Origin of the sequence: Caulobacter sp. CCH9-E1 (assembly GCF_001556515.1) — a bacterium.
Taxonomy (GTDB): domain Bacteria; phylum Pseudomonadota; class Alphaproteobacteria; order Caulobacterales; family Caulobacteraceae; genus Caulobacter.
Genome location: NZ_LSJA01000238.1, coordinates 1 through 25,382, shown reverse-complemented (window position 1 = coordinate 25,382; position 25,382 = coordinate 1). Strand labels below are relative to the sequence as shown.

Sequence of the window (25,382 nt, the reverse complement as noted above, 5' to 3'; positions counted from 1 at the left end):
GGCTATGCCTGCATCACCTGGCCCCCGCCGATGGCCGCGGGCCAGGTGATGCAGGCATAGCCCGCCGAGGCCTTGGTCGCCTGCCAGTCCTTGGCGGCGGCCATGTGCTCGGGGGTGTTGGGCTTCAGCTCGCCCCACTTGGCGCGGTGCGCGGCGGCGTGCTCGGCGAGCCAGGCGCGGGCCTTTTCGCGGTAGGCGGCTTCTTCCGGGGAGTCGTTGAAGTCCATGATCCTGTTCCTCCCTTGAGCCTTAAGCCGCGTTCTTCTGTTCGAGCTGGCTGACCAGCCGTTCCTTCCAGACCTTGGGCGCGCCGGCGACCAGGCTGAGCTGCCGCGAGCGGCGGTAGTAGAGGTGGCAGTCGACGTCCCAGGTGAAGCCCATGCCGCCATGCACCTGGATGTTCTCCTTGCTGGCGAACCAGAAGGCCTCCGACGCGGCGATGCGCGCCGCCGACGCCGCGATCGGCAGCTCCGGCGCGTCGTCGTTCAGCGCCCAGGCCCCGTAATAGGCGTTGGAGCGGGCGACCTCGTTCTTGACGTACATGTCGGCCAGCTTGTGCTTGATGGCCTGGTAGCCGGCGATCACGCGGCCGAAGGCGTAACGGCCCAGGGCGTATTCGCGGGCCATCTCCAGGCAGCGATCGGCGCCGCCCAGTTGCTCGAAGGCCAGCAGCACCGCGGCGCGGTCCAGGATCGCCTGGACGATCTCGAAGCCCGCGCCCGCGTCGCCGATCCGCTCGGCGGCCGCCCCGGCGAAGGTCAGCTTGGCGACGCTGCGGGTGGGGTCGAGGCTCTTCAGCGTCTCGCGCGTCACACCCGCGCCGCTCAGGTCCGCCAGAAACAGGCCCGGACGGCCGCCCTCGCTGGCCAGCACCAGGGCGACGCCCGCGACGTCGCCGTCGGTGACCGGGATCTTCGTCCCCGTCAGCCTGCCGCCCTCGACGCGGCACTGCAGGCTGGCGGGCCCGACCACGCCCGGGCCTTCCGAGGTCGCCAGGCAGCCGATCAGCTCGCCGGCGGCGATGCGCGGCAGGATCGACGCCTTCTGGGCGTCGGACCCAAACGCCATGACCCCTTCGGCCAGGACATAGACCGTCGAGGCGAACGGGATCGGCGCCACGGCGCGGCCCAGCTCCTCGGCGATGGCGCAGAGCTCGACGCGCCCCAGACCCAGGCCGCCGAACTCTTCGGGAATGCAGGCGCCCAGCCAGCCCTGCTCGGCCACGCCCTTCCACAGCTTCTCGTCAAAGGCGCGCTCGGGGTTGTCGAGCACCCCGCGCACGACGGCGACGTCGCAATGGGCGGCGAGGAATTTGCGCGCCTCGTCCTTCAGGAACTTCTGGTCGTCCGAATAGTCGAAATCCACTGGATCCTCCCTGGACCGGGCTCTTTCGGCCGGCCTCGAGAGCACACTGAACGACGTTCACGCGAAGGGAAAGCCTGCCCCGGCGTCAAGAAATTCAGGCCGAGACGGAGCCCTCGGGCGCCGCGTCCGGGCGCGCCTGGAACATGCCCTTGCGCCACGCCATCCACAGCACCACGACAGCGACCGAGGTCCCGACCACCATCGCCGGCAGCGACGCTTCGGGCCCGAAGGCTCCGCCGCTGAGAAACTCCGGCGCGCCAGGCTTGGGCGTGCTGACCAGCCAGCTCTCCTTGACCGGAATGCCCGACACCGACGCGCCCCAGATCCAGCCCTGGGTGAAGTTCCACGCCGCGTGGACGCCGATCGACATCCAGAGACGTCCGGTCAGCAGGTAGAAGCCCGCCAGCATCAAGCCGGCCTCGATCGCGATGGCGACGGCGGCGGTCAGGGTGGCGTTCGGATTGGCCAGGTGCAGCGCGCCAAACAGCAGGGCCTGCAGCGCCAAGGCGGGCCAGATCCCGAAGGCCCGCATCAGCAGACGCAGAACGATCGCGCGCATCAGCAGCTCCTCCATCACACCGGACTCGATCGCCATGGCGATCGTGTCCCAGGGCGAGGCCGCGCGCGGACCGCTGATCTCGTAGACGCCCAGCGCATACAGGCCGCCGACCGCGGCGCTCAGCATCAGGGTGCCGATCAGCAGGCCCAGAACCAGGTCCAGCAGCGCCGGCTTCAGGCTCAGCTCCTCGGGCCAACGCCCCTCGGCAAGCCGGACGATCAGCGCGTAGAGGCCAAGCCCCGCGACGCAGATGGCCGTGACTTCCAGCACCTCAAGCGCGCGACCGCCCCCCTGGAACAGGGGATTTCCGACGGCCTGGGCGCCGGCGTAGACGATCGTGAAGATCACGAAGAGCGCCGCCATCCAGCCGAAGGCGCGCAGCCAACGCAAAGGCCCAGGATGCAGCACCCGCTCGCGCCCGACCTCCAGACCCCGTTCCATCCCGATCCGCTCCTATCGCCCCAGTCGAGCGACTTGGCCGTTACTTTGGCCGTGACTGTCAATCGGCAACGTCAAGAAGCCTTGTACGACAAGCCTCAGCGCGGCTTCGAAGCCACGGTACGCAGGTGTGGATATCGCCATCGGCGAGCCTTTTGGCTAACAGCCGGGCGCCAAAACTGAGCGGCGCAAGGTTAGACAAGGCGTTATACGCTTGTATAAATGCACCAGTGGGTTGAGCAGCTCGCGCGACTGGCGGCAATATTTACTCTTACAGTATGCGCATCGATAAGCCATGTTCGCAGAACACGATTCTCCGAAAGCCATGGCCAAGGCTCAATTCAAGAAAAACCAGCGTGTATGGGTAGATAGCGTCGGCGCGTGGGCGACCGTCGAGCGCGTCGTACCCGCATGGGTCGGTGGTTTGACTGAACCGGTTCGCGTGACCTACGACGTCGGCCTCGGCCGCATGTTTCATGCCTTCGAATTGACCGCCGATCCCCGCGACGCTCCAGACCCGCCAAGCCAGGAGAACTGGCGCGTGGCGCGCGGCCCCAATCGCTGGCGGGGCCGCGACGACACCCCGCGCCATCCGATCCCCGGAACATACCCGATCGTGTATACCGATCCCCAGGACTGGGGCGGATGGCGCGTGCCGCGTTCGGAATACGACCGCGATCCCGCCCGCATTGAGGCCCAGGCGCGGATGATCGCCGCCGCGCCGAAGATGCGCGCCCTGATCCAGGACCTGATCACCCTGTTCGCCAATGACGCGGCGACGCCCGAGGTGTTGCGCGGCCTGGCCCGCCGCGCGGCGACCCTGGAACTGCAGTTGCGGGACCTGCACGGCGACGAAGCGGCTCTCGCCAAGCTGAAATCCACGCCCGCCGCCGCCGAAGCTCCGCCGCCGCGGCCCGCGGCGCCGGTGACACCGGTTACGCCCCCGGCGGCGCCGCAGGACTTCAAGGCGCCCTCGCTTTCAGAGCGCATGGCCGCGCTCGAACGCGAACTGAACCTTCGCCCGCGCGCCCAGGCCTTTACGCCCGCGCCGCGCGCCGGCCCCACCCCAGCGCAAGACTCCCCGGACAGCGTCGTTCCGACGAATTTCCTGCGGGGACGTCCCAAGTAATTTCGCCCAGCGCTGGCGCAAACGTTCCGGCGGGCTTAGCTAGAGGCCATGCGCACCGATACGCCTCAGCCGATCCGGCTGACCGATTACAGCCCCTTCCCGTTTGCGATCGAGACCACGCGGCTGGTCTTCGAGCTCCATCCGTCCGCGACCCGCGTCCGGGCCGAGCTGGCCGTGCGCCGCATCGGCGCGGCCGGCGAGGCGCTGACGCTGAACGGCGAGCGGCTGAAGCTGATGTCGGTCGCCATCGACGGACAGGCGCTGAGCGCCAATCAATACGTCGCCGACGCCGAGCACCTGACCGTTCACGAAGTCCCGGACCAGTTCGTCCTGACGACCGAGGTCGAGATCGATCCGCTGGCCAACAAGGCGCTGACCGGCCTCTACATGTCCGGCGGCCGCTTCTGCACGCAATGCGAGGCCGAGGGCTTCCGGACCATCACCTACTTCCCCGACCGCCCCGACGTGCTGAGCCGCTTCAGCGTGCGGATCGAGGCCGACGGCGGCCTGCCGCACCTGCTGAGCAACGGCAACCTGGTGGACCAGGGCGCGCTGGAAGGCTCGCGACACTTCGCCGAGTGGGTCGACCCCTTCCCCAAGCCCTCGTACCTGTTCGCCCTGGTGGCGGGCGACCTTGACGTGGTGACCGACAGCTTCGTGACGATGAGCGGTCGCGAGGTGGCTCTGAAGATCTTCGTCGACCCCGGCCAGGCCTCGCGCGCCACCTATGCTCTGGACAGCCTCAAGCGCGCGATGAAGTGGGACGAGGAGGCGTTCGGCCGCGAGTACGACCTGGACCTGTTCATGATCGTCGCTGTCCGCGACTTCAATTTCGGGGCTATGGAGAACAAGGGGCTGAACATCTTCAACAGCTCCCTGCTGCTGGCCGATCCGCAGACCGCGACCGACGCCGACTACGAGCGGATCGAGGCCGTGGTCGCCCACGAATACTTCCACAACTGGACAGGCAACCGCATCACCTGCCGCGACTGGTTCCAGCTGTGCCTGAAAGAAGGCTTCACCGTCTTCCGCGACCAGAGCTTCAGCGCCGACATGCGCGGGGCGGCCGTGCAACGGATCAAGGATGTCAGGGTTCTGCGCGCCCGGCAGTTCGCGGAGGACGCCGGTCCGCTGGCCCACCCCGTGCGCCCGTCCAGCTATCTGAAGATCGACAACTTCTACACCGCGACGATCTACGAGAAGGGCTCCGAGATCATCCGGATGCTGAAGACCCTGCTAGGCGCGGAAGCGTTCCGGAAGGGCTGTGACCTGTACTTCGAGCGGCACGACGGCCAGGCGACGACCGTCGAGGCCTTCATCGCCTGCTTCGCCGAAGCGTCCGGTCGCGACCTGTCGAACTTCTTCGCCTGGTACGAGCAGGCCGGCACGCCGACGGTGACGATCGCCAGCGACTACGACGCCGACGCCCAAGTACTGACGCTGGACCTGCGCCAGTCGACCGCGCCCACGCCCGGCCAGCCCGCCAAGAAGGCCCTGCCGATCCCCATCGCCATCGGCCTGCTGTCGCTTGACGGCGAAGCGCTGCGCGACACCGAGGTGGTGGTGCTGGATCAGGACGCCATGACCGTGCGCTGGGAGGGAGTGTCCAAGCCGCCGGTTCTCTCGGCCCTTCGCAACTTCTCGGCGCCGGTGAACCTGAAAACCGATGCGCGACCGTCCGACCGCTATGTGCTGCTGGCCTCGGACACGGACCTCTTCAACCGGTGGGAAGCGGGCCAGACCCTGGCGCGCGACCTGATCCTGGCCCGGGCCGTCGGCAAGCCCGACGAGGTCGGCGAGGAGCGCTATGCCGAGGGCCTGGGCCGCGCGCTGGTCGACGACGCGTCCGAGCCCGCCTTCAAGGCGCTGCTGCTGGCCCTGCCTTCGGAGCCGGACCTGGCGTTGATCTCCGAGCCCACCGATCCCCAGGCGCTGCACGACGCGCGCGACGCTCTGCGCACCCGCATCGCCGTCCACCTGGGCGATCTGCTTCGCCGCCTGTTCGGCGAAATGCAGAACGAAGGCGAGTTCTCGCCCGACGCCCAGGCCGCGGGTCGCCGCGCCCTCGGCGCCGCGTGCGCGGACATGCTTTCGGCCGACCCGCACGCGGACAACCTGGCGCGCCTGACTGGCCGCTACGAGGCCGCGCGCAACATGACCGACATGATCAGCGGCCTGAACGCCTTGATCTCGGTGGGCGGCGCCACGCGCGACAGCGCCGTCGCCCACTTCCATCAGGCCTGGCGGAACGAGCCCCTGGTCATGGACAAATGGTTCGCCGCCCAGGCGCGCGATCCAAACCCCGACGCCCTGGATCGCGTGATCGGCCTGACCCAGAACGCCGATTTCGAGCCGACCAATCCCAATCGCCTGCGCGCCCTGGTCTCGACCTTCGCCCACTTCAATCCCGCCCGCTTCCACGATCCCAGCGGGGCCGGCTACCGGTTCCTGGCGGACCAGATCCTGTCGGTCGATGCGTTCAATCCGATGACAGCGGCGCGGCTGATCGAGCCCCTGGGCGCCTGGCGGCGGTACAAGCCGGAACTCGGCGCGCTGATGCGGCAAGAACTCGAACGCATCGCGGCGCATCCGGACCTGTCCAAGAATGTTCTGGAGCTGGTCACCAAGTCCTTGGCCTAGAGTCCAAGAACGCCGGGATGCCAAATCATTGCGACTAATACGCCCATCCGCGCGGATTTGACGGTTCGGCGGTGACGTCGATGCGGCCCGTAAGCTAGATTCACCGTCTGGCGAAGTGACTCGCCGGGGGTGTTCCACGGGAGTCGTGCGTTTGGCTAAAGGCAGGGCGAGACACGGAGGGACGGCCAAGGCCGGGCCGCCCGCGGCCTCGCGGGCGAGCCGGACGCGCGCGCCTTCGCAAAGCTTCGCCCGCATCGCGATCCTGTCGGCCTTGCTCCTGCTGGCGCTCTACACCGCCTTCGGCCTGAAACGCATCGAAGACCAAAGCCAGGCGCAGCCGCGCGCCCCCGCCCTGGCGGCGAAGGCCGGCCTGATCGCCGGCCGGGTCGAGACCAACCTCGCGGCGCAGAGAGCGGGACTTTCGGCCGCCGCGGACCTGTTGGCCCGCGACCCCGACGCCACGGCCGACGCCGCCCAGATCGCCTTGCGCGCCGCCGGCGGCGAAGCCGCCGCGGTCGCCGTGGTCGCGCCCGCTGGCATCCTGGCCGTGGCCGGACGCGACGACGGCGCGGACTGGAAATCGGCGGCGCGCGCGGCCGAGGCGTCCGGCCGAACCGTCTGGACCGGCTCGGTCGGGACCTCGGGCAGGCTCTATGTCGCGACCTTGGCGCCGCTCGGCGCGACGCGCGTCGTCCTGGTCGCCAGCGGAGACGCTTCCCGGCTCGTCGAGGAGCCGGCGCGCGGCGAAAGCAGCGCCCTCGCCCTCCCCGACGGCTCCCTCGTCGTCGCGCGAGGCGGCCTGGCTCAAGGCGCGACGGCGCTCCGGCAAGCGTTCGCGCTGAAGCCGGAGGCGCTGCGGCGCGCCGCGAGCGACCTGCGGGGGCGGACCCTCGACGGCAAGCCGATCGACGTCGCCGTCAAGCCGGTTGGCGAAGGCGCTCTGGCGGTCGTGTCGACCGCGCCCAGCGCCGGCGAGGACGCCGTACCGGCCAGCAGCGAGCTCAGCCTGCTCATCCCGCTGGCCGCCGGGATCGCCCTGGCCCTGCTGCTGGTGATCCAGAGCCGCAAGTCCGAGGCGGCCCAGCGCGAGTTCATCGATAGCGAGCAGCGCTTCCGCCTCGCCGTGGAAGCCGCGCGCTGCGGCATCTGGGAATGGGATCTGAACGCGGACGAGGTGTTCCTCTCGGACGTCACCGGCGCGATGTTTGGCTGGGGGGGCGGCGGCGTGGTTTCGGGCCAGGATATTCTGGACCGCATCGCGCCGGATCATCGCGACAGGCTCCGAAAGGCCCTGGCCAACGCGGCGATGTACGGCGCCTTCGACGTCTCGTTCCGCGTTCCCGCCGCCGCGCAGGGCCAGCGTTCGCTTTGGGTCGACGCGCGCGGCCAGGGCTTCGGCAAGGCGGACGCCGACGGCTATTCCCGGATCATCGGCGTCGCCTTGGACGTTACCGAGGAGCGGGTCGCCCAAGCCCGCGCCCAGGCCGCCGAGAGCCGGCTTCGCGACGCCATCGAAAGCGTTTCCGAGGCCTTCGCCCTCTGGGATCGCCACGGGCGGTTGCTGATGTGCAACCGCAATTACCGCAATGTCTTCTCCCTGGATCCCAAACTGCTGAAGCCCGGCGCCGCGCGGGCGGAGATCAATCGTCACGCCGCCCAGGCCATCAAGCAGGACCACACCGCGCCCGACGGCGCCAAGGGCGTGCGGGAGGCCGAATTGCAGGATGGCCGCTGGATCCAGATCAGCGAACGCCGCACCGCCGAGGGCGGTCTCGTCATGACCGCGGCCGACATCACCGCGATCAAGAACCAGGAAGAGTCCCGCCGCCTGAACGAGGAGCAGCTTCAGAACGCCGTGGCGGGCCTGGAGCGCAGCCAGGAGCAGCTGGCCGAACTGGCGCGCAAGTACGAGACCGAGAAGGTCAGGGCCGAGGGCGCCAACCGGGCCAAGAGCGAGTTCCTGGCCAACATGTCCCACGAGCTGCGGACGCCGCTGAACGCCATCAACGGCTTCTCCGAGATCATGATGAACGAGATGTTCGGCCCGCTTGGGGACGAACGCTACAAGGGCTATAGCCAGGACATCCACTCGTCGGGCCAGCACCTCTTGGCGCTGATCAACGACATCCTCGACATGTCGAAGATCGAGGCTGGCAAGATGAACCTGAAGTTCGAGCCGATGCACGTGGAGGACGTCGCCGAGGACGCCGTTCGCCTGGTGCGCAACCGCGCCGAGGCCGCCGGCCTGAACCTCAGCATCGACTTCCCGCCCCTGCCCGAGATCGAGGCCGACTACCGCGCCATCAAGCAGGTGCTGTTGAACCTGCTGTCCAACGCCATCAAGTTCACGCCGCGCGCGGGCAGCGTCACCTTGCGCGCCGAGGTGCGTCGCGATCCGTTCGGCGACATGGTCCGGGTGTCGGTCTCCGACACCGGCATCGGCATCGCCAAGGAGGACCTGGCGCGCTTGGCCCGCCCGTTCGAGCAGGTCGAAAGCCAGTTCTCCAAGACCACCCAGGGCACCGGGCTTGGCCTGGCCCTGACCAAGTCGCTGATCAGCATGCACGACGGCGTGCTGGACATGGAGTCCACGCCGGGCGAAGGCACCACGGTCAGCTTCGCCCTGCCCATCCGGCAGAGCGAACACGGGTTCGCCCGAGACTTCGCGGCGGCCTGACACAAATCCGAAATATTACTTTTGGTTCATAAGCTTAATTCGACGTCATGACTCAGTCGTAACGGGTGTTTCCCGCTCGCCACGACTACACCTCTCTTCAACAGACCGCCGCCGGCGGCCACATCGAAGAAGAGGGAACCAGTCATGAGCAAGCTTGTTAGCCGCGTCGCCGCCGTTGCCGCCCTGGCCCTGGCCGCCACCCCGATCATCGGCCTGACCGCCGCCCACGCCGAAGAGCCGACCGCCCGCATCGCGGTTGGCGACCTGAAGCTGTCCAATCCCGCCGACGCTCGCCAATTCGCCAAGCGCGTCGAAGCCGCCGCTCGCAAGGCTTGCGACGCCTACGGCAATCGCGCGATGGCCAACCGCGCCTGCGTCGCCGACTTCAAGGCCGACGTCCGGGACGCGCTGTCGGAACAGCAAATGGCTGAACTGCGCACGGCCAACCGCGCCGGCGCCAGGATCACCCTGGCCTCGAACTAGAGCCTCTAGCGGGCTCTAGCCCCGCCTCAGCCACGCCGCGACCGCCCAGGCATGGGCGTCGTGGCGCAGGGCGACCACGGCGTCGCGCGGGTCCAGCCAGACCAGCGCATGGTCGTCCTCGACCTTCAAGGCCGGGTTGTCGCCCAGCAGTTTGACGACATAGACGCCGCCGTGATTACGGACCGGCTGACCGTCCGACTTCAGGAAGTGCTGCGAGACCGTCTCGATCAGGCGAACAGCCTCGACGACCAGACCTGTCTCTTCGCCAAACTCACGGGCGACGGCCTGTTCTTCGGTCTCGTCGCCGTCCACCGCCCCGCCCGGCAGATCGAAGTACGGCGCCTTGCCGGGCTTGGTGACCTGAGCCAGGGCGATCTGGCCCAGCGCGTTCTCGGCCACGCCAAAAGCCGCCCGACGGTCGAAATAGGTCAGCCCGGCGACGGGCGAGCCGAAGCTCAGCACGCCCCTAGTCCTTGCCGTAGAGGTCGAACCACGGATCGGCCTTGCCGGCCTCGACGTCGGCCACGCTGATCTCCGGACGGTAGCCGATCTTGCCATTGGCGCTTTCGCGCCAGGCGTCGACGACGAGATCACGCAAAGCGGTCGCTCCCGCCGCCACCCGGGCCCGCACGAAGGTCTTGGCGCGGGGATCGGTCTCGACCATGCCGCCGGCCTTTTCCAGCTGATACAGCGGCTCGACCTGTTTCCAGGTGTCCGTCAGATAGCCGACGACGCGTGTCTCGATCGAGCATTCACAGGGCTTGTAGGCCGGCACCAGGGCCTTGATAGACGCCTCGTCCGCCAGCGCCAGGGTCAGCGGCCCCTCGAACTGGAAGTGGGTCGAACGCGCCTGGGTATAGCCGTTCGGATTGGGGTAGTCGCCCCAACCATTGTAGTGCACCGACAGGTGCAGCGGCTGGCTGCCGTCGCCGACATAGTGCGCCCAGACGCCGAGGTCGCGCAGCAGCAGGTCCTCGCGACGCTTCAGATCGGCCTTGTAGTAGGCCAGACGGGTCGGGTCCTTCTCCAGCTTCACGGCCGCGGTCAGGACGCGCCAGTAGGTGAAGTCCTTCACCAGCTGCTGGTAGCCGTCGATGATCGCGTAAGGCAGATAGCCGGCCTTCCAACTGTCCGTGCCGGCGGCCTGCAGGGCCTTCTCGTAATCAGCGCGGGTTGGCGGCAGGGTCGCCACCGTGAAGGCCGGACCGCCGTACATGCGCCCCTGATCATCGACGTCCAGGAAGTGCGCGGAGTCGCGGTCATGATCATGGATCTTGCCCGAGCCCTTCCAGCGATCCGGCTCACGCGCGAACTCGCCGATCGCCGCCACGGCTTGCGGCGTCCGCAGGAACGCCGGCACGTCGGCCGGCAGGGTCGAGGCGGCGACGACGCCGACGACGCGGTGGCCAGAAGCGCCCCAGGCGAGCGCCGATTGCGCCGGCGCGGCTGCCGCGGCGGCCAGGGCGAGGACTTTCAGGCTGGTCGACAGACGCAAGGGACGAAACTCCAGGATCAAATAATACCGAGCGCGGCTTCGGTGCGGCCCACCCAGGCCTTCGCGGCCGGATAGAGCGCAAGGTCGAACCCGCCTTCGTGCGCTACGCGGGTGTAAGCCACCAGGGCGACGTCCGCTAGGGTGACCTGCTCGCCGACCAGGAATGGCGTCTGTCGCAGCTGGGTTTCGAGGCGCGCCAGGGCCTGCCCCCCGCGTTCCACAAGGCGCTGCTCGAGCTCTTCGCGCGGCTTGCCCAGGTACAGCATCTGGAAGCGCGCCACGGCGACATAGGGCTCGTGGCTGTACTGCTCCCAGAACATCCACTCCAGCATCTTGGCGCGCGCGAAGGCGTCGCCGGGGATCAGGGCCGAGCCCTCGGCCAGATAGAGGATGATCGCGTTGGACTGCGAGAGCGGGCGTCCGTCGTCCAGCACGATCAGCGGGACCTGGCCGGCCGGGTTCATCGCCAGGAACGCCGGCGTGCGGGTCTCGCCGGTCAGCACGCTGGTCTCGATCCACTCGAACGGCAGACGAAGGTGCTCGGCGACCCACTTCACCTTGAGGCAGTTGCCCGAAATCGAGTCGCCGTAAATCCGCATCACCGCCAGGTTCCCTCTGCGAAGCTTCCGATCAGGCGAAAATCAGCAGGAAAGGGCCAAGTTTCAACCCTCTGAATCTATGCCTATTTTTCGCCCATCACGCGAAGCGATACGCGTCCTGGGCGGGGTTAAGGGTTGTCACAGGGCCGTGATCGGACTATCCAGACGCCGCCCGACAGACACGCCGATAAGAGGTTCCCCTCGATGCGACGCAAGCTCGCCGGAATTTTGGCCACCGCGGTCATCTCCGCGTTCGCCGCTCCCGCTCTCGCCCACGCTGCTCCGGACTCGGACTCCGCATCCGCCGCGACGCCGCGCGTCGACCCGCTGGGCGAGCTGATCAGCACCGCCCTGGGCGGCGGCGCCCTGCCCGGCTCGGTCGAGTACAAGATGCGGGCGACGATGTACCACGCCGGCGCCAAGGGCATCCGCGCGTTCGACTCGCTGGGCTGCAAGGTCGCCGCCATGCGCACCGTCGCGGTCGATCCCAAGGTGATCCCGCGTCGCACGGTCCTCTTCATCAAGGAAACCGTCGGCCTGCCGATGCCTGACGGCACCAAGCATGACGGCTACTGGTACGCCTCCGACATCGGCGGCGCGATCAAGGGTTTGAAGCTCGACCTGTTCAGCGGCTTTGGCGCCGCCTCGATGAAGACCCTGCGCGGCCTGGACCTGTCCAGCCTGTCGGTCAGCAAGGTCGGCGAGTTCAAGGGCTGCCCTCCTCAGTAGCATTTGAGGTCCGCCATGGTGACGCGGACTGGAATTGATCTCCAAACTCGGCTTGGATCGCGCCCTCGCGCGTGAAGCGATTTGGGGGTGATCATGCGATATCTGTCGGTCAGCGTTCTGGCCCTGGCCTTGAGCGCCGCGCTCGCGACGACGCCAGCTCGCGCCGCTGACGATGTGGCGCGCCTGAAGACCCGCGCCGCCGCCGTCTCGATTACCCGCGATGACTGGGGCGTCGCCCACATCCACGGCAAGACCGACGCGGACGCCGTGTTCGGCATGGCCTACGCCCAGGCCGAGGACGACTTTAACCGCGTCGAGACCAACTTCATGACCGCCCTGGGCCGCACGGCCGAGGCGGAAGGCGAAAAAGCGATCTGGGCGGACCTGCGCCAGAAGCTGTTCATCGATCCGGCGGTGCTGAAAGCTGATTACGCCAAGAGCCCGGCCTGGCTGAAGGCGCTGATGAACGGTTGGGCCGACGGCCTGAACTACTATCTCGCCACGCATCCGAACGTGAAGCCGAAGGTCATCACCCGCTTCGAGCCCTGGATGGCGCTCAGCTTCTCGGAAGGCAGCATCGGCGGCGACATCGAACGCGTGGCCCTGACCCAGCTGGAAAGCTTCTATGGACAGCGCCAACTGGCCATGACCGCCGACGAGAAGGGCCTGCTGTTCAAGGAGCCCAAGGGCTCGAACGGCATCGCCATCGCGCCCAAGAACACGCTGGAAGGTCACGCCATGCTGCTGATCAACCCGCACACCAGCTTCTTCTTCCGCTCGGAGATGCAGGTCTCCAGCAACCAGGGCCTGAACGCCTATGGCGCCACGACCTGGGGCCAGTTCTTCATCTATCAGGGCTTCAACGCCAAGGCCGGCTGGATGCACACCTCCAGCGGCGTCGACGTGGTCGACGAGTTCGCCGAGACGATCGTCGAGAAGGACGGCCAGCGCTTCTACAAGTACGGCAAGGAACTGCGGCCGCTGAAGACCGAGGTGATCGCCGTTCCCTACCGCGCCGCCGACGGGTCGATGGCCGAAAAGCGCTTCACCGTCTTCAAGACCCATCGCGGCCCGATCGTCCGCGAGGCCGACGGCAAGTGGATCAGCATCGCCCTGATGAACAGGCCGGTGGAGGCCCTGCAACAGTCCTTCCTGCGCACCAAGGCCACTGACCTGAAGAGCTTCATGAAGGTGGCGGAACTGAAGGCCAATTCGTCGAACAACACCCTGTTCGCCGACAGCAAGGGCGAGATCGCCTATCTGCACCCGCAGTTCATTCCGATCCGCGACGACCGCTTCGACTATACGAAGCCCGTGGACGGGTCCGATCCCGCCACCGACTGGAAGGGCCTGACGCCGCTCGACAAGACGCCTCGGGCGGTGAACCCGCCGACGGGATGGGCCTTCAACACCAACAACTGGCCCTGGACCGCCGCCGGCCCCTACAGCCCCAAGAAGGCCGACTTCCCGAAATACATGGACACCTTCGGCGAGAACCCGCGCGGCCTCCACGCCGAGCTGGTGCTGAAGGACGTCAAGAACCTCACCCTGGGCGGGCTGATCGAGAAGGCCTATGACCCGTACCTGACCGCCTTCGCCCGGCTGATCCCGACGCTGGAGGCCGCCTACGCCGCCACGCCCGACGGCGATCCTCTGAAGGCCAAGATCGCCGAACAGGTCAAGGCGCTGAGCACCTGGGACCGCAAGTGGTCGGCGCGCTCGACAGAGACCTCCCTGGCGGTGTTCTGGGGCGAGGCGATGTGGGCCAAGGCCGCGCCCGCGGCGAAGGCTCAGGGGCTCAACACCTACGACTACATGGCCGACAAGCTGACGGCCGCCGACAAGCTGGCGGCCCTTGCCGAGGCCTCCGACCGGCTGACCGCCGATTTCGGCGCGTGGAAGACGCCGTGGGGGCAGATCAACCGCTTCCAGCGCAATGACGGGTCGATCGTCCAGACCTTCGATGACGCCAAGCCCAGCATCCCCGTGCCGTTCACCTCGGCGCAGTGGGGCTCGCTGGCCTCGTTTGGGGCCAAGCGCTGGCCGGGGACCAAGAAGTACTACGGCACGCTGGGCAACAGCTTCGTGGCCGTCGTGCAGTTCGGCGACAAGGTCCGCGCCCGCGCCATCTCGGCCGGCGGCGAGAGCGGCGACCCGGCCTCGCCGCACTTTAACGACCAGGCGCTGCGGTATGCGGCGGGGAACCTGCGGGACGTCTATTTCTATCCCGAGGACGTGAAGAAGCACGCGGTGAAGACGTACCGGCCGGGGGAGTAGCGTTCTAATCCTCCCCCAGCAGGGGGAGGTATCGGCTCGAAGAGACGACGGAGGAGGAAGAGGCAGGATCAGCAGGACTCCCCCCCTCCGGCGCTTCGCGCCACCTCCCCCAGTAGGGGGAGGACTTAGATCTCAGATATCCCCGCCCACGTTCGGCGCGACGCCTGGCGCCCGCGCCACGTGGATGCCGCACTCGGTCTTTTCCTGCCCCGCCCAACGGCCCGAGCGGCCGTCCTCCGACGGCTGGGTGCAGGGCCAGCAGCCGATCGAGGCGTAGCCTTGGGCGACCAGGGGATGGGCCGGCAGCCGGTGCTCGGCGACATAGGCCTCAAGCTCGGCCTTGCCCCAGTTGGCCAGCGGATTGAACTTCACCTTGCCGTCGGCGGCTTCGACCACCGGCAGGCTCAGGCGGTCGCCGCCGTGGAAGCGCTTGCGCCCGGTGATCCAGGCGTCGAAGCTCCCAAGGGCGCGGTCCAGCGGCAGCACCTTGCGGATGTTGCAGCAAGTGTCGACGCTGGTGCGCCACAGGTCCGATTGGGGGTCCTGGGTCGCCAGATCAGCATAGGCCGGGCGCAGGTCGCGCACGTCGGTGAGGCCCAGCTGGGCGGCCAGGGTCTTGCGGTAGTCCAGCGTCTGACCGAACAGCATGCCGGTGTCGAGGAACAGCACGGGGATGCTCGGCGAGACCTGTGAGGCCAGGTGCAGCAGCACCGCCGACTCCGCGCCGAACGACGAGACCAGGGCCAATCGCGAACCGAACTGATCGTAGGCCGCGCGCAGCACGGTCGAGGGATGAGCCTCGCGCAGTTCCGCGTCCAGGCGCGCCGCGAGGCCGGCGGCGGTTCCCCCGATCTGGTCGTAGGCCATCAGGAGGCCCTTTCCTCGAACGCCACGGCGCGCGCGTCGGCGGCGCGTTGGTAGACGTGGCGGAAGCGGCTGGCGGCCTGGCTCCAGACCTCCGGGGTGGCGCCGTCGGCGGGCTCGAACGCGTCGAAGCCACAGCGGACCATGAAGCCCGCCTGCTCGCGCAGCACATCGCCCACGGCGCGCACCTGGCCCTGATAGCCAAAGCGCTCGCGCAGCAGGCGGGCCGAAGTGTAGGCGCGGCCGTCGCGGTACTTCGGGAAGACCAAGGCCACCACCGCGAGACGCGGCAGGTCATAGGCCAGCACCTCGACCTCCTGGTCCGACTCGATGCGCACGCCGACGCGGCGGCTATTCGAGGCCAGCAGGGCGTCGCCCTCGGCTTCGAAGCGCGCCAGCGACAGGATCACGTCGCCGGTTTCCGGGATCGCGTCCTCGTCGGCGACCGAGACGAAAGTATTGTCCGCCCAGCGGGCCTCGCCCTTAACGAGCTCAATCAGCTTGGGCATAGACAGCCTCCTTGAAGGGCTCGAGGCCGAGGCGCCGATAGGTGTCGAGGAAGCGCTCGCCGTCGGTCCGGACGGCGAGATAGGCGCCGACCAGCTGGTCGACGGCCGTGGCGACCTTGTCGGCCGGAAGCGCCGGACCCAGGATCTTGCCGATCGAGGCGTCTTCCGCGCCCGAGCCGCCCAGCGACAGCTGGTAGAATTCCTCGCCCTTCTTATCGACGCCCAGGATGCCGATGTGGGCCACGTGGTGGTGGCCGCAGGCGTTGATGCAGCCGCTGATCTTGATCTTCAGCTCGCCGACCTGCTCGGCGCGATCGAGATCGGCGAACTGGCGGGCGATGTCCTGGGCGATCGGGATCGCGCGGGCGTTGGCCAGGGCGCAGTAGTCCAGGCCCGGGCAGGCGATGATGTCGCTGACCAAGTCGATGTTCGGGGTCGCCAGATTGGCCGTTTGCAGCGCCGCGAACACGGTCGGCAGATCGTCCAGCTTGATGTGCGGCAGGACAAGGTTCTGGGCGTGGGTCACGCGCAGGTCGTTGAAGCCGTAGCGCTCGGCCAGATCGGCGACGACGTCCAGTTGGTCGGCCGAGGCGTCGCCCGGCGTCTGCTCCTGGGCCTTCAGCGAGATTTCGACGATCGCATAGCCCGGCTGCTTGTGGGCGCGGACGTTGTTGCGGACGAAGCGGGCGAAGGCCGGGTCATTGGCCTTGGCGGTTTCGAACGCCTCCGAACGAGCCGGCAGGGTTTCAAACGGCGTCTTGGCGAAGGCGGCTCGGATGCGGGCCAGCTCCGAGGCCGGCAGGTCGGCGCGCGCGGCGTCGATCTTGCTCCACTCCTCCTCGACCTGGCGGGCGAACTCCTCGGCGCCCAGGGCGGCGACCAGGATCTTGATCCGGGCCTTGTAGATGTTGTCGCGACGGCCGTGGCGATTGTAGACGCGCAGGATCGCTTCCAGATAGCTCAGCAGCCGATCGGTCGGCAGGAACTGCTTGATGGTCGGGCCGACATAGGGCGTGCGCCCCTGCCCGCCGCCGACGATCACCTCGAAGCCCAGCTGGCCGTCGCGGCCCTGGCGCAGCAGCAGGCCGATGTCGTGCACCTTGGCCGCCGTGCGGTCCTTGGCCGAGGCGGTGATGGCGATCTTGAACTTGCGCGGCAGGAACGAGAATTCCGGGTGCAGGGTCGACCATTGGCGGATCACCTCGCACCAGACGCGCGGGTCGTCGACCTCTTCGGCCGTGGCCCCCGCATAGGGGTCGGAGGTGGTGTTGCGGATGCAGTTGCCGCTGGTCTGGATGGCGTGGAGATCAACCTCCGCCAGCTTGTCCAGGATCTCCGGCGCGTCCTTCAGCTTGATCCAGTTGAACTGGATGTTCTGGCGCGTGGTGAAGTGGCCGTAGCCCTTGTCGTAGTCGCGGGCGATCTGGGCCAGACGGCGGGCCTGGGTCGGGTTCAGCGAACCGTACGGGATCGCCACCCGCAGCATGTAGGCGTGCAGCTGTAGATAAAGGCCGTTCATCAGCCGCAGCGGCTTGAACTGGTCCTCGGTCAACTCGCCGGACAGGCGGCGGGCGACCTGCCCTCGGAACTCGGCCGAGCGATCAGCCAGGAATTCCTTGTCGATGAGATCGTACTGGTACATGCCGCCCTACTTCCTGCGGATCAGGTCAACGCGGCCGGTCGAGCGGGCCGCGCCGGACGCGTGGCGCAGGGCCTCGACGACGTCGCCGCCCTCGACCTGCTTGCCGTGCGTGGGTTCGTTAGTGGGGCCCAGCGCCCGGATACGCTCGCGATAGCTGAGCGGCGCCCAACGCCCTGCGGACTGGACAAGGTCGATCGGATAGACGTCGACCACCACGGTCGGCTGGCTCTTGCCCGTGGCGACGGCCGCCTCGACATCGGCGGCGTGATGGTCGTCGAACAGCTGAGCGTCGCCGAAGCGGTCAACCCACTGGCCCGACTTCCAGAACACGACCTCGCCGTCGATCAGGCGGTTGGCGGTGATCGCTTTCATTTGAACTCTCCTCCCCTGCGAAGCGGGGGAGGTGTCAGCTCGCCCCCGGGCGAGATGACGGAGGGGGCGCGCTCGGCGGCGAGCGCCCCCTCCGCCGCTTCGCGGCCCCCCTCCCCCGTCAACGGGGGAGGAGACCGAACGTCAGCCATGGCCATCGCCTCGCCGACCATCAGCAACGCGGGGCCTTTCACGCCCTGGGCGGCTTCGGCGAGGCCGCTCAGCGTGGTCAGAACCCGGCGCTCGTCGGCGCGGCTGGCGTTCTCGACGATCAGGGCGGGGGTCGAGCCGGCGCGGCCGGCGGCCATCAGTCGCTCGGCGATCAGGCCCGCGGTCGAGACGCCCATATAGACCACGACGGTCTGGTTGGGACGGGCCAGGGCGGTCCAGTCCAGATCCGGTTCGCCGTGCGCCGCATGGCCGGTGACGAAGGTGACCGCCTGGGCGCTGCCCCGATGCGTCAGCGGCGCGCCGGCGTTGGCGCTGGCGGCCAGGGCGGCCGTGACGCCCGGAACAACATGGCACTCGACCCCAGCCTCGCGGCAGGCGGCCTGCTCCTCGCCGCCACGTCCGAACAGGAACGGGTCGCCGCCCTTCAGACGCACGACGTTCAGCCCGTCAAGGGCCAGAGCGACGAGCAGCTGGTTGATGTCGTCCTGCGGCAGGGTGTGACGCGACTTGCGCTTGGCGACGTTGATCCGGCGCGCGCGGCTGGGCGCGAGGTCCAGGATCTCTTCGGAGACCAGGCCGTCGTGCACGACCACGTCGGCGCCGCGCAGGGCGTTGAAGGCGCGGAAGGTCAGGAGATCCGGGTCGCCCGGGCCGGCGCCGACCAGCCACACCGCGCCCAAGGCGCGCCGGGCCCGCGTCCCGCCGATGACGACGAGGCCAGGCTTCCGGTTTCGGGGCGGCTGGCGAGCCATGGGTTTTAGAACCTCTATCAACGCGCTTGGAATAAGACCGTGGAATGCAAGACGGGGTCGCCCCTAAAGACGACCCCGCTCGTGTAAGCCGGCGAAAAGGGCCAATCCGCCAGCGAACGCTTGCAAACTCGGCCCGAAGAGGCCAATTCGCAAACAAGGACTTCTGCCGGGGCGTTCAGTAAAACTATGGAAAGACCCAATGAGCGCCGCCGCCTGCCGCCCCTGAACGCCCTGCGCGCGTTCGAGGCGGCCGCGCGGCACCTGAACTTCAGCCGCGCCGCCGACGAGTTGTCGGTGACGCCCGGCGCGGTCAGCCAGCAGATCCAGAACCTGGAAGACTATGTCGGCGCGGCCCTGTTCAAGCGCACGCCCAAGGGCCTGCTGCTGACCGACGCGGCCCAGACCGCCCTGCCCGCCCTGCGCGAGGCCTTCGACCGCCTGGCCGAGGCCGCGAGCCTGCTCACCGCCGCTGTCGACGGCCGTCGCCTAACCCTGACAGCCGCCCCGTCGTTCGCCGCCAAGTGGCTGGTGCCGCGCCTGGGCAAGTTCGAGCAGGCCCATCCGCAGGTCGACGTCTGGCTGTCGGCGGGCATGGAAGTCGTGGACTTCGCGACCGGCGAGGTCGACATGGCCATCCGCTACGGCTCGGGCCGTTATCCGGGCCTGGAGGTCATTCGCCTGCTGCAGGAGACTGTCGTCCCGGTCGCCAGCCCCGAACTTCTCGAACAGAACGCCCTGGAGCGCCCCGAGGACCTGGCCCACCACATCCTGCTGCATGACGGCTCGCCGGACGCCGACGACAGCTGCCCCGACTGGGCGATGTGGCTGGCGGCGCGCGGCATCAAAGGCGTCGACGGCGCGCGCGGGCCCCGTTTCAACCAGTCCAGCCTGGTGATCGAAGCCGCCGCCAACGGCCGCGGCATCGCCCTGGCCAAGCGCACCCTGGCCCAGGCCGACCTGGACTCCGGACGCCTCGTCATCCCGTTCGAGGCCCCCACGGCCGTCGACTTCGCCTATTACGTCGTCCACCCCAAGGCCAAGGGCCGCCTGCCCCAGGTCAAGGCGTTCGTGAACTGGCTGAAGGCCGAGGCCGAGGCCCACGAGGCCGCCCTCCAGACCATGGACAACGGGTCTGGGATTTAAGCCGCCGACACTCTGGTTTCTGTCGCCGGAACCGGCTTTAAGGGCCCCATGAAAATCACGACTCTTAACGTCGACGAGCATCTTGCTCCCGCCGACTGCCAGACCATGGCCGATGTGCGCCAGGGCGTGGACGCCCTGGACCGGGCCCTGGTCCAGCTCCTGACCGAGCGTCAGGCCTTCATGGACGCGGCCGCCCGCATCAAGGCCGACCGCTCCAAGGTGTTCGACCGCGCGCGGATCGAGGACGTGGTCGACAAGGTCAAGGCCGCCGCCCGCGCGTCGGGCCTGTCCGAAGCGATCGCCGAGCCGGTCTGGCGCACCCTGATCGACCGCTGCATCGCCTACGAATACGACAGCTGGGACCGGACGAAGGGGTCGTAAGCCTTTCCCTCTCCCCCTGCGGGAGAGGGTGGTCCGAAGGACCGGGTGAGGGGTCGCGCGGCGACGCCGAGAAACCCCTCATCCGTCAGCTTCGCTGACACCTTCTCCCACAAGGGGAGAAGGACGCTATCCTCAGTTTCCGTCGATCATCCGGCCCAGGCCGCCCAGGATCGAGCCTTCGCCCTGGTTGCCGCCTTGGTGGTTGGCGGCCTGCAGCATGCGGCCAGCCAGGCGCGCGAACGGCAGCGACTGGATCCAGACCTTCCCGGGACCGCGCAGGCGGGCGAAGAACAGGCCCTCGCCGCCGAACAGCACGCTCTTCACGCCGCCGGCCATGACCAGGTCGAAGTCGACGCCCGGCGTATAGGCGGCGAGACACCCCGTATCGATGTGCAGCTCCTCGCCCGGCGCCAGTTCGCGCTCGACCAGGGCGCCGCCCATCTGGACGAACACCCAGCCGTCGCCCTCGAGGCGCTGCATGATGAAGCCCTCGCCGCCGAACAGGCCCGTCATCACCCGGCGCTGGAAGTGCAGGCCGATCGACACGCCGCGCGCGGCGGCCAGGAAGCTGTCCTTCTGGCAGATCAGCGTCCCGCCCAGCTGACCCAGGTTCAGCGGCAGGATCGAGCCCGGCGTCGGCGAGGCGAAGGCCACGCGGGCCTTGCCCGAACCGGTGTGGGTGAAGACGGTGGTGAACAGGCTCTCGCCAGTGATCAGGCGCTTGCCCGCGCCCAGCAGCTTGCCCATGAAGCCGCCGCCCTGGTCGGCCGAGCCGTCGCCGAAGACGGTGGTCATCTGGACGCTGGCGTCCTTCCAGACGAAGGCGCCGGCCTCGGCCACCGCGCTCTCGCCCGGATCGAGCTCGATCTCGACGAACTGCAGGTCATCGCCCTTGATCTCGAAGTCGATGTCGTCGGCGACGCTGTCGCTGCGGGTGTGGCTCCAAGGGCTGGGGGGCATGGACGTCTCCTCGTGTTGGTCCGCCGTTCTAGCCAGACACTGGCGACGGCGCCAATTACAGCTGGGTCAGATTGCTCAGGCCTTCAAGGATCGCAGCGCCCGCTCGTGGGCGTAGGCGGCGATATCCATCAGGGCGACGTCCAGGGCCGTGCGGACCGCGTCCAGCCCCTCCTGCCCCGCCTCGCAGCGTTCGCAGACCTCGCCGAGCGCAAAGGCCCCCACGCCGCGCGCGGCGCCCTTCACCGTATGGACCGCGTCCTTCCATCCGGGATGGGCGGGATCGAGCATCGGCGTCCACAGCGCGGCCTGTTCACGGAACAGCGCCAGCACTTCGTCGATCACCGTGGAATCCCCCGCGGCGAACCCTTCCAGGTAAGCGAAATCCACGGCTCCGCTAATATCTCGTCTGGCCATGAAAAAAGCTCTTGCGCTCCCAAAATCATTGCGTATGTTCCGCGCCTCGCCGCCGGGGCTCGCAAGTGCTTCGGAACCGCGAATGGGTGTATAGCTCAGTTGGTAGAGCAGCTGACTCTTAATCAGCGGGTCCAAGGTTCGAATCCTTGTACACCCACCATTCTCCTCTTGGAGAAACCGGCCTTCCGCTGAGGCCAACTGGGGAACTCCCCTGAAAGACTGTGTCGAGACTGCGCGAAAGCCGAACGGACGTCAGTCCGTCGCCTCGACTTCCGCCTCGTTCGCTCCGGCCGCGCGCCGCAGAGCGCCGTAGAGGTCGCCGGGTCCCAGCAGGATCTTAAGCAGCTCCTCGCGGATTCGCTCAGACGACAGCACCTGGCGGCTCATGAACGTAAACGCCTCTTCACTGTCCATGGCCGCATCCAGAAGTTGGCGCTGAAGGGTCGGCGAGTTGCTGAATTGCGCCCGCGTGTTGGCCATGGCCTGCCCCTGCAGCTCCTTGGACGCCAACATGTGGCCCTTCAGGAAACCGTTGACGTAGTGCAGCTGATCATCGTCGGTAGCCCCGCTCCCGAACAGATCGTTCATGCGCGCGATGATCTCGTCGAGCCGCGCCTTGTCCTTCTCCTGAAGACTTCCCGAACCGGTCTCGGACATGCCCGGCAGCTTGGGCGCGTCGCCATCGCCGTAGAGCAGGTCGCGCTTGGCCTCGGCCTTCAGGCTGTGGTGCGTCAGCTTCACGCCCGACAGGTCGATCCCCTCGCGCTCCCGCCCGAACTCCAAGAGCGGCAGCAGGCGACGGTAGAAGATCGCGCGCTTCTCGAGCTCGGTGTTCCCGTAGTCCAGGATCTGGCTGAGGAAGCTGTAGAGGCGCAGGAACGCCCCCATGTCGCCCTTGAACAACGTCAGGGCGTCCATGTGGTCCTTGGCGTCGCCCTTGGCCCGCGCGTCGCCCTGCGCGTCGGCGACGGCGAAGGCCTGCTTGGCGGCGTTGAAGGCGTGGACGATGCGGCTGGCGACCGGCTCGAGAGCGGCGATCAGCTCGGACTGGCGCGCCATGGGGTTCAGCTCGACCCTGACCACCCGCTCGACCTCGAAGTCGTCGTAGTGGCCGCTGCCGTCCAGCTTGGCGCGCAGGTCGTAGATCAGGTCTGGCTTGGTGGCGCTCTCCAGCGCCGCCGTCTCGTAGTAGGTGCGGAACGCGTTCAGGATCTCGTCGGAGCTGTTGACGAAGTCGAGGACATAGGTGGTGTCCTTGCCCGGGTGGGCGCGGTTCAGGCGCGAGAGGGTCTGCACCGCCTGGATCCCCGCCAGTCGCCGGTCGACATACATGCCGCACAGCAGGGGCTGGTCGAAGCCGGTCTGGAACTTGTTGGCCACCAGCAGGATGTGGAAGTTCTCGCTACTGAACGCATCGCGGATGTCCCGGCCGTTCAGGCCGGGGTTCAGCACGTGGCTGGTCTCGCTGACGTCGCCCAGGTCCGTGTCCGGCACGTCGCCCGAGAAGGCCGCCAGCGTGCCGAGGGGGTAGCCTTGCTCCTTGATGTAGCGCTGGATCGCCACCTGCCAGCGCACGGCCTCGGCGCGGCTGCCCAGCACCACCATGGCCTTGGCCTTGCCGTCCAGCAGCGGCTGGACGTTCTCGCGGTAGTGCTCGACGACGATCTGGACCTTCTGGCTGATGTTGTGCGGATGCAGGCGCACCCAGCGCATGATCTCCTTCTGCGCCTTGCTACGCTCGACCTCCTTCTCGTCGAGGTCGCGCCCCTCGTGCGCCAAGCGGAACGCCAGCTTGTAGGGGGTGTAGTTGCGCAACACGTCGAGGATGAAGCCCTCTTCGATGGCCTGGCGCATCGAATAGACGTGGAAGGGTTCAGGCAGGTTGTCATCGCCGACGGGACGGTCGGGATGCGGCGGGCGGCCGAACAGCTCCATCGTCTTGCCCTTGGGCGTGGCCGTGAAGGCGACGTAGGTGATGCCCTTGTCTCTGGCGGCGCGCCCGGCCATCTGGGCGGCCAGGATGTCCTCGTTGCTGACCTCGCCGCCGTCGGCCAGGTCCGCCGCCTCCTCGGCCGAGAGCATCTGTTTCAGCTTGGCCGCCGCCTCGCCGGTCTGGCTGGAGTGGGCCTCGTCGGCGATCACGGCGAAGGCCTTGCCCTCGGTGGCCGCCAGGTCGCGCACGGCGTCCAAGGCGAAGGGAAAGGTCTGGATCGTGCAGACGATCACCTTCTTGCCGGCGGCCAAGGCCTCGGCCAGCTGGCCGCTCTTGGAGCCGCCCTCGTTCTTGATCGTCGCCACCACGCCCTTGACGCGCTGGAACGCTTCAAGATCGTCGCGGAGCTGCTTGTCGATGACGTTGCGGTCCGACACCACGATCACGCTGGAGAACAGCTTCCGATCCTCGGCGTCGTGCAGCTCCGACAACAGATGCGCGGCCCAGGCGATGGACTTCGTCTTACCCGAGCCGGCCGAGTGCTGGATCAGAAAGCGCCCGCCGGCCCCCTCCTCCAGAACTTTCGCCGTCAGCTTTCGCGTGACGTCGAGCTGGTGGTAGCGCGGAAAGATCACGCCAGTGAGCTGCTTCTTGGCGTTCCGCTCCGCCACCATGTAGCGGCCCAGGATCTCCAGCCAGCTGTCGCGCCGCCAGACCTCCTCCCAGAGGTAGGCCGTGCGATGGCCGTTGGGATTGGCCGGATTGCCCTTGCCGCCATGGTCGCCCTTGTTGAACGGCAGGAAGCGGGTCGCCGCGCCCTCCAGCCGGGTGGTCATGGCCACCTCGGCGTTGCTGACGGCGAAGTGCACCAGCGCCCCGCCGGGGAAGGTCAGCAGCGGCTCAGGCCTCCCGCCCTTGGGCCGGGGATCGCGGTCGAGCCGGTATTGGTCGATGGCGTCCTGCAGGCTCTGGGTGAAGTCGGTCTTCAGCTCGACGGTCGCGACCGGCACGCCGTTCAGATAGAGCACCAGGTCAAGGCAGTTCTCGTTGGCGGTCGAGTAGCGCACCTGCCGGGCCACGCGCAGGCGGTTGGCCTGGTAGCGGCGGGTGATCTCGGGGTTCATGCCCATGGCCGGCTTGAACTGCGCCAGGTCCAGGCGTCGCCGCAGCCCCACCATGTCGAGCCCGCCGCGCAGCACGTCCAGCACGCCCCGGTCGTCCAGCGACTTGCGCACCCGGTCGGCCAGCACCTCGGCGGCGGCCGCGCCGTGGGTCTTGCTCAGGGCGTCCCAGGCCTCGGGCTGGCTGTCCCGGACCCAGGCGACCAGATCCTCGACGAACAGCGCCCGCGGGCGGTCATGCCGCGCGCCAGAGCCCGCCTCGTAGATCCAGCCGTGCGCGCCCAGGTGGTCGACGACGTCGTCCTCGAAGCGGATTTCCTTGTGGAGGCTCATACGGTCTCGCTGCCTTTGAGGCGCGCCGCCTCCCAATCCTTGTAGGTCTGGCCGTTATCGTTCACCCACGAGATGGCGCCGTTGGTCGAGCGGCCAGCAATGACCGCCGCAGCCGCGCTGGGTGAAGTGAAGGCGTAGTCCGAGGCGAACACGTTGCGGTCACCTTCCTCCCGAAGGACGCCCGATCTAACCAACTCCCCGTGAAGCGGAGTGTAGGTGGTTGGCACCCCTTCCCACCTCTTACGGGCTGTCGAGCCGGCCTCAACGATGAACTCGCCATTCTCAAGCCGGGCGGTGGCGCGCAAGCCGTGGCGCTTCACTTCGAAGTGGAAGAGCGGCGGCGGGGTGATCCTCCCTCGTTTCAGTGGACACCCATGCTAGCTTTTCGGAGCTGGAGAG

General features: G+C 67.9%; 21 protein-coding genes, 1 tRNA gene and 2 pseudogenes. 9 read left to right on the top strand and 15 right to left on the bottom strand.

Translation table 11 applies throughout. The features are described from left to right. Window positions 1–20: 20 nt before the first annotated feature. The 3 genes and pseudogenes from AX690_RS13365 to AX690_RS13355 all read right to left on the bottom strand — a co-directional run. Window positions 21–227, bottom strand: a pseudogene (locus tag AX690_RS13365) (acyl-CoA dehydrogenase family protein); the annotation flags it as partial. Between the two features lie 22 nt (window positions 228–249). Then, window positions 250–1,365, bottom strand: a complete 1,116-nt coding sequence (locus AX690_RS13360; protein ID WP_066682808.1) for an acyl-CoA dehydrogenase family protein — start codon at window positions 1,363–1,365, stop codon at window positions 250–252. A 94-nt stretch (window positions 1,366–1,459) separates the two neighbouring features. After that, window positions 1,460–2,365, bottom strand: a complete 906-nt coding sequence (locus AX690_RS13355) for a CPBP family intramembrane glutamic endopeptidase (protein WP_066682809.1) — start codon at window positions 2,363–2,365, stop codon at window positions 1,460–1,462. A 421-nt stretch (window positions 2,366–2,786) separates the two neighbouring features. Here AX690_RS13355 and AX690_RS23360 point away from each other — a divergent pair, with 421 nt between their 5' ends. The 4 genes from AX690_RS23360 to AX690_RS13335 all read left to right on the top strand — a co-directional run bounded on the left by AX690_RS23360 (window position 2,787) and on the right by AX690_RS13335 (window position 9,291). Continuing rightward, entirely contained in the window at window positions 2,787–3,491 is a 705-nt protein-coding gene (locus tag AX690_RS23360; RefSeq protein WP_197426863.1) for a hypothetical protein, read from the top strand. Between the two features lie 48 nt (window positions 3,492–3,539). Next, window positions 3,540–6,131, top strand: a complete 2,592-nt coding sequence (gene pepN, locus AX690_RS13345) for an aminopeptidase N (protein WP_066682810.1) — start codon at window positions 3,540–3,542, stop codon at window positions 6,129–6,131. A gap of 151 nt (window positions 6,132–6,282) precedes the next feature. Continuing rightward, window positions 6,283–8,808, top strand: a complete 2,526-nt coding sequence (locus AX690_RS13340; RefSeq protein ID WP_066682811.1) for a PAS domain-containing sensor histidine kinase — start codon at window positions 6,283–6,285, stop codon at window positions 8,806–8,808. Between the two features lie 144 nt (window positions 8,809–8,952). Then, a complete protein-coding gene (locus tag AX690_RS13335; protein WP_066682812.1) occupies window positions 8,953–9,291 on the top strand; it encodes a UrcA family protein in 339 nt (112 codons plus the stop codon). Window positions 9,292–9,306: 15 nt separating this feature from the next. Here AX690_RS13335 and AX690_RS13330 read toward each other — a convergent pair whose 3' ends face one another. Genes AX690_RS13330 through AX690_RS13320 form a run of 3 tightly spaced genes read right to left on the bottom strand, consistent with a single transcriptional unit; the run spans window position 9,307 to window position 11,385 of the window. After that, window positions 9,307–9,753, bottom strand: a complete 447-nt coding sequence (locus tag AX690_RS13330) for an NUDIX domain-containing protein (protein WP_066682813.1) — start codon at window positions 9,751–9,753, stop codon at window positions 9,307–9,309. A gap of 4 nt (window positions 9,754–9,757) precedes the next feature. Continuing rightward, window positions 9,758–10,786 (bottom strand): S1/P1 Nuclease, encoded by a 1,029-nt coding sequence (locus tag AX690_RS13325; RefSeq protein ID WP_066682829.1) that lies wholly within the window; start codon window positions 10,784–10,786, stop codon window positions 9,758–9,760. 17 nt (window positions 10,787–10,803) lie between these two features. Beyond that, the gene (locus AX690_RS13320; RefSeq protein ID WP_066682814.1) at window positions 10,804–11,385 is read right to left on the bottom strand and encodes a glutathione S-transferase family protein; all 582 of its coding nucleotides are present in this window, start codon (window positions 11,383–11,385) and stop codon (window positions 10,804–10,806) included. A 204-nt stretch (window positions 11,386–11,589) separates the two neighbouring features. On the opposite strand from AX690_RS13320, the gene AX690_RS13315 reads away from it, so the two are divergent. Then, window positions 11,590–12,114, top strand: coding sequence for a 3D domain-containing protein (locus AX690_RS13315; RefSeq protein WP_066682815.1), 525 nt, complete (start codon window positions 11,590–11,592; stop codon window positions 12,112–12,114). Window positions 12,115–12,207: 93 nt separating this feature from the next. Next, on the top strand, window positions 12,208–14,391 hold the full coding sequence (locus tag AX690_RS13310; protein ID WP_066682830.1) for an acylase: 2,184 nt from the start codon (window positions 12,208–12,210) through the stop codon (window positions 14,389–14,391). Between the two features lie 132 nt (window positions 14,392–14,523). Here AX690_RS13310 and AX690_RS13305 read toward each other — a convergent pair whose 3' ends face one another. The 5 genes from AX690_RS13305 to cobA are packed head-to-tail and all read right to left on the bottom strand — an operon-like array spanning window position 14,524 to window position 18,698. Beyond that, complete coding sequence (locus AX690_RS13305; RefSeq protein WP_066682816.1) at window positions 14,524–15,258, bottom strand: phosphoadenylyl-sulfate reductase; 735 nt, start codon at window positions 15,256–15,258, stop codon at window positions 14,524–14,526. Next, a complete protein-coding gene (locus AX690_RS13300) occupies window positions 15,258–15,764 on the bottom strand; it encodes a DUF934 domain-containing protein (protein WP_066682817.1) in 507 nt (168 codons plus the stop codon). Before AX690_RS13300 ends, AX690_RS13305 begins: the two co-directional genes overlap by 1 nt. Continuing rightward, the gene (locus AX690_RS13295; RefSeq protein ID WP_066682818.1) at window positions 15,748–17,406 is read right to left on the bottom strand and encodes a nitrite/sulfite reductase; all 1,659 of its coding nucleotides are present in this window, start codon (window positions 17,404–17,406) and stop codon (window positions 15,748–15,750) included. Before AX690_RS13295 ends, AX690_RS13300 begins: the two co-directional genes overlap by 17 nt. 6 nt (window positions 17,407–17,412) lie before the next feature. Beyond that, window positions 17,413–17,778 carry a DUF2849 domain-containing protein gene (locus tag AX690_RS13290; RefSeq protein ID WP_066682819.1) on the bottom strand — a complete coding sequence of 122 codons (366 nt, stop codon included), beginning with the start codon at window positions 17,776–17,778 and terminating at the stop codon, window positions 17,413–17,415. After that, window positions 17,775–18,698 carry a uroporphyrinogen-III C-methyltransferase gene (gene cobA, locus AX690_RS13285; RefSeq protein WP_066682820.1) on the bottom strand — a complete coding sequence of 308 codons (924 nt, stop codon included), beginning with the start codon at window positions 18,696–18,698 and terminating at the stop codon, window positions 17,775–17,777. The genes AX690_RS13290 and cobA overlap by 4 nt, the downstream gene beginning before the upstream one ends. A gap of 186 nt (window positions 18,699–18,884) precedes the next feature. Here cobA and gcvA point away from each other — a divergent pair, with 186 nt between their 5' ends. Together gcvA and AX690_RS13275 are read left to right on the top strand one after the other, a co-directional pair. Beyond that, the gene (gene gcvA / locus AX690_RS13280) at window positions 18,885–19,841 is read left to right on the top strand and encodes a transcriptional regulator GcvA (RefSeq protein ID WP_066682821.1); all 957 of its coding nucleotides are present in this window, start codon (window positions 18,885–18,887) and stop codon (window positions 19,839–19,841) included. Window positions 19,842–19,889: 48 nt separating this feature from the next. Then, complete coding sequence (locus AX690_RS13275; protein WP_066682822.1) at window positions 19,890–20,222, top strand: chorismate mutase; 333 nt, start codon at window positions 19,890–19,892, stop codon at window positions 20,220–20,222. Window positions 20,223–20,354: 132 nt separating this feature from the next. On the opposite strand, the gene AX690_RS13270 is transcribed toward AX690_RS13275, so the two are convergent. Next, complete coding sequence (locus AX690_RS13270) at window positions 20,355–21,182, bottom strand: TIGR00266 family protein (RefSeq protein WP_066682823.1); 828 nt, start codon at window positions 21,180–21,182, stop codon at window positions 20,355–20,357. 75 nt (window positions 21,183–21,257) lie between these two features. Then, window positions 21,258–21,596, bottom strand: a complete 339-nt coding sequence (locus tag AX690_RS13265) for an Hpt domain-containing protein (protein ID WP_066682824.1) — start codon at window positions 21,594–21,596, stop codon at window positions 21,258–21,260. Between the two features lie 84 nt (window positions 21,597–21,680). Between AX690_RS13265 and AX690_RS13260 the strand changes: the two genes are divergently transcribed. Next, a tRNA-Lys gene (locus AX690_RS13260) sits at window positions 21,681–21,756 on the top strand. A 389-nt stretch (window positions 21,757–22,145) separates the two neighbouring features. On the opposite strand, the pseudogene AX690_RS13255 reads toward AX690_RS13260, so the two are convergent. Next, window positions 22,146–24,983, bottom strand: a pseudogene (locus tag AX690_RS13255) (type I restriction endonuclease subunit R); the annotation flags it as partial. Further along, window positions 24,980–25,288, bottom strand: coding sequence for a DUF4357 domain-containing protein (locus AX690_RS13250; RefSeq protein WP_197426862.1), 309 nt, complete (start codon window positions 25,286–25,288; stop codon window positions 24,980–24,982). The gene AX690_RS13250 and the pseudogene AX690_RS13255, both read right to left, overlap by 4 nt. Window positions 25,289–25,382 lie beyond the last annotated feature (94 nt).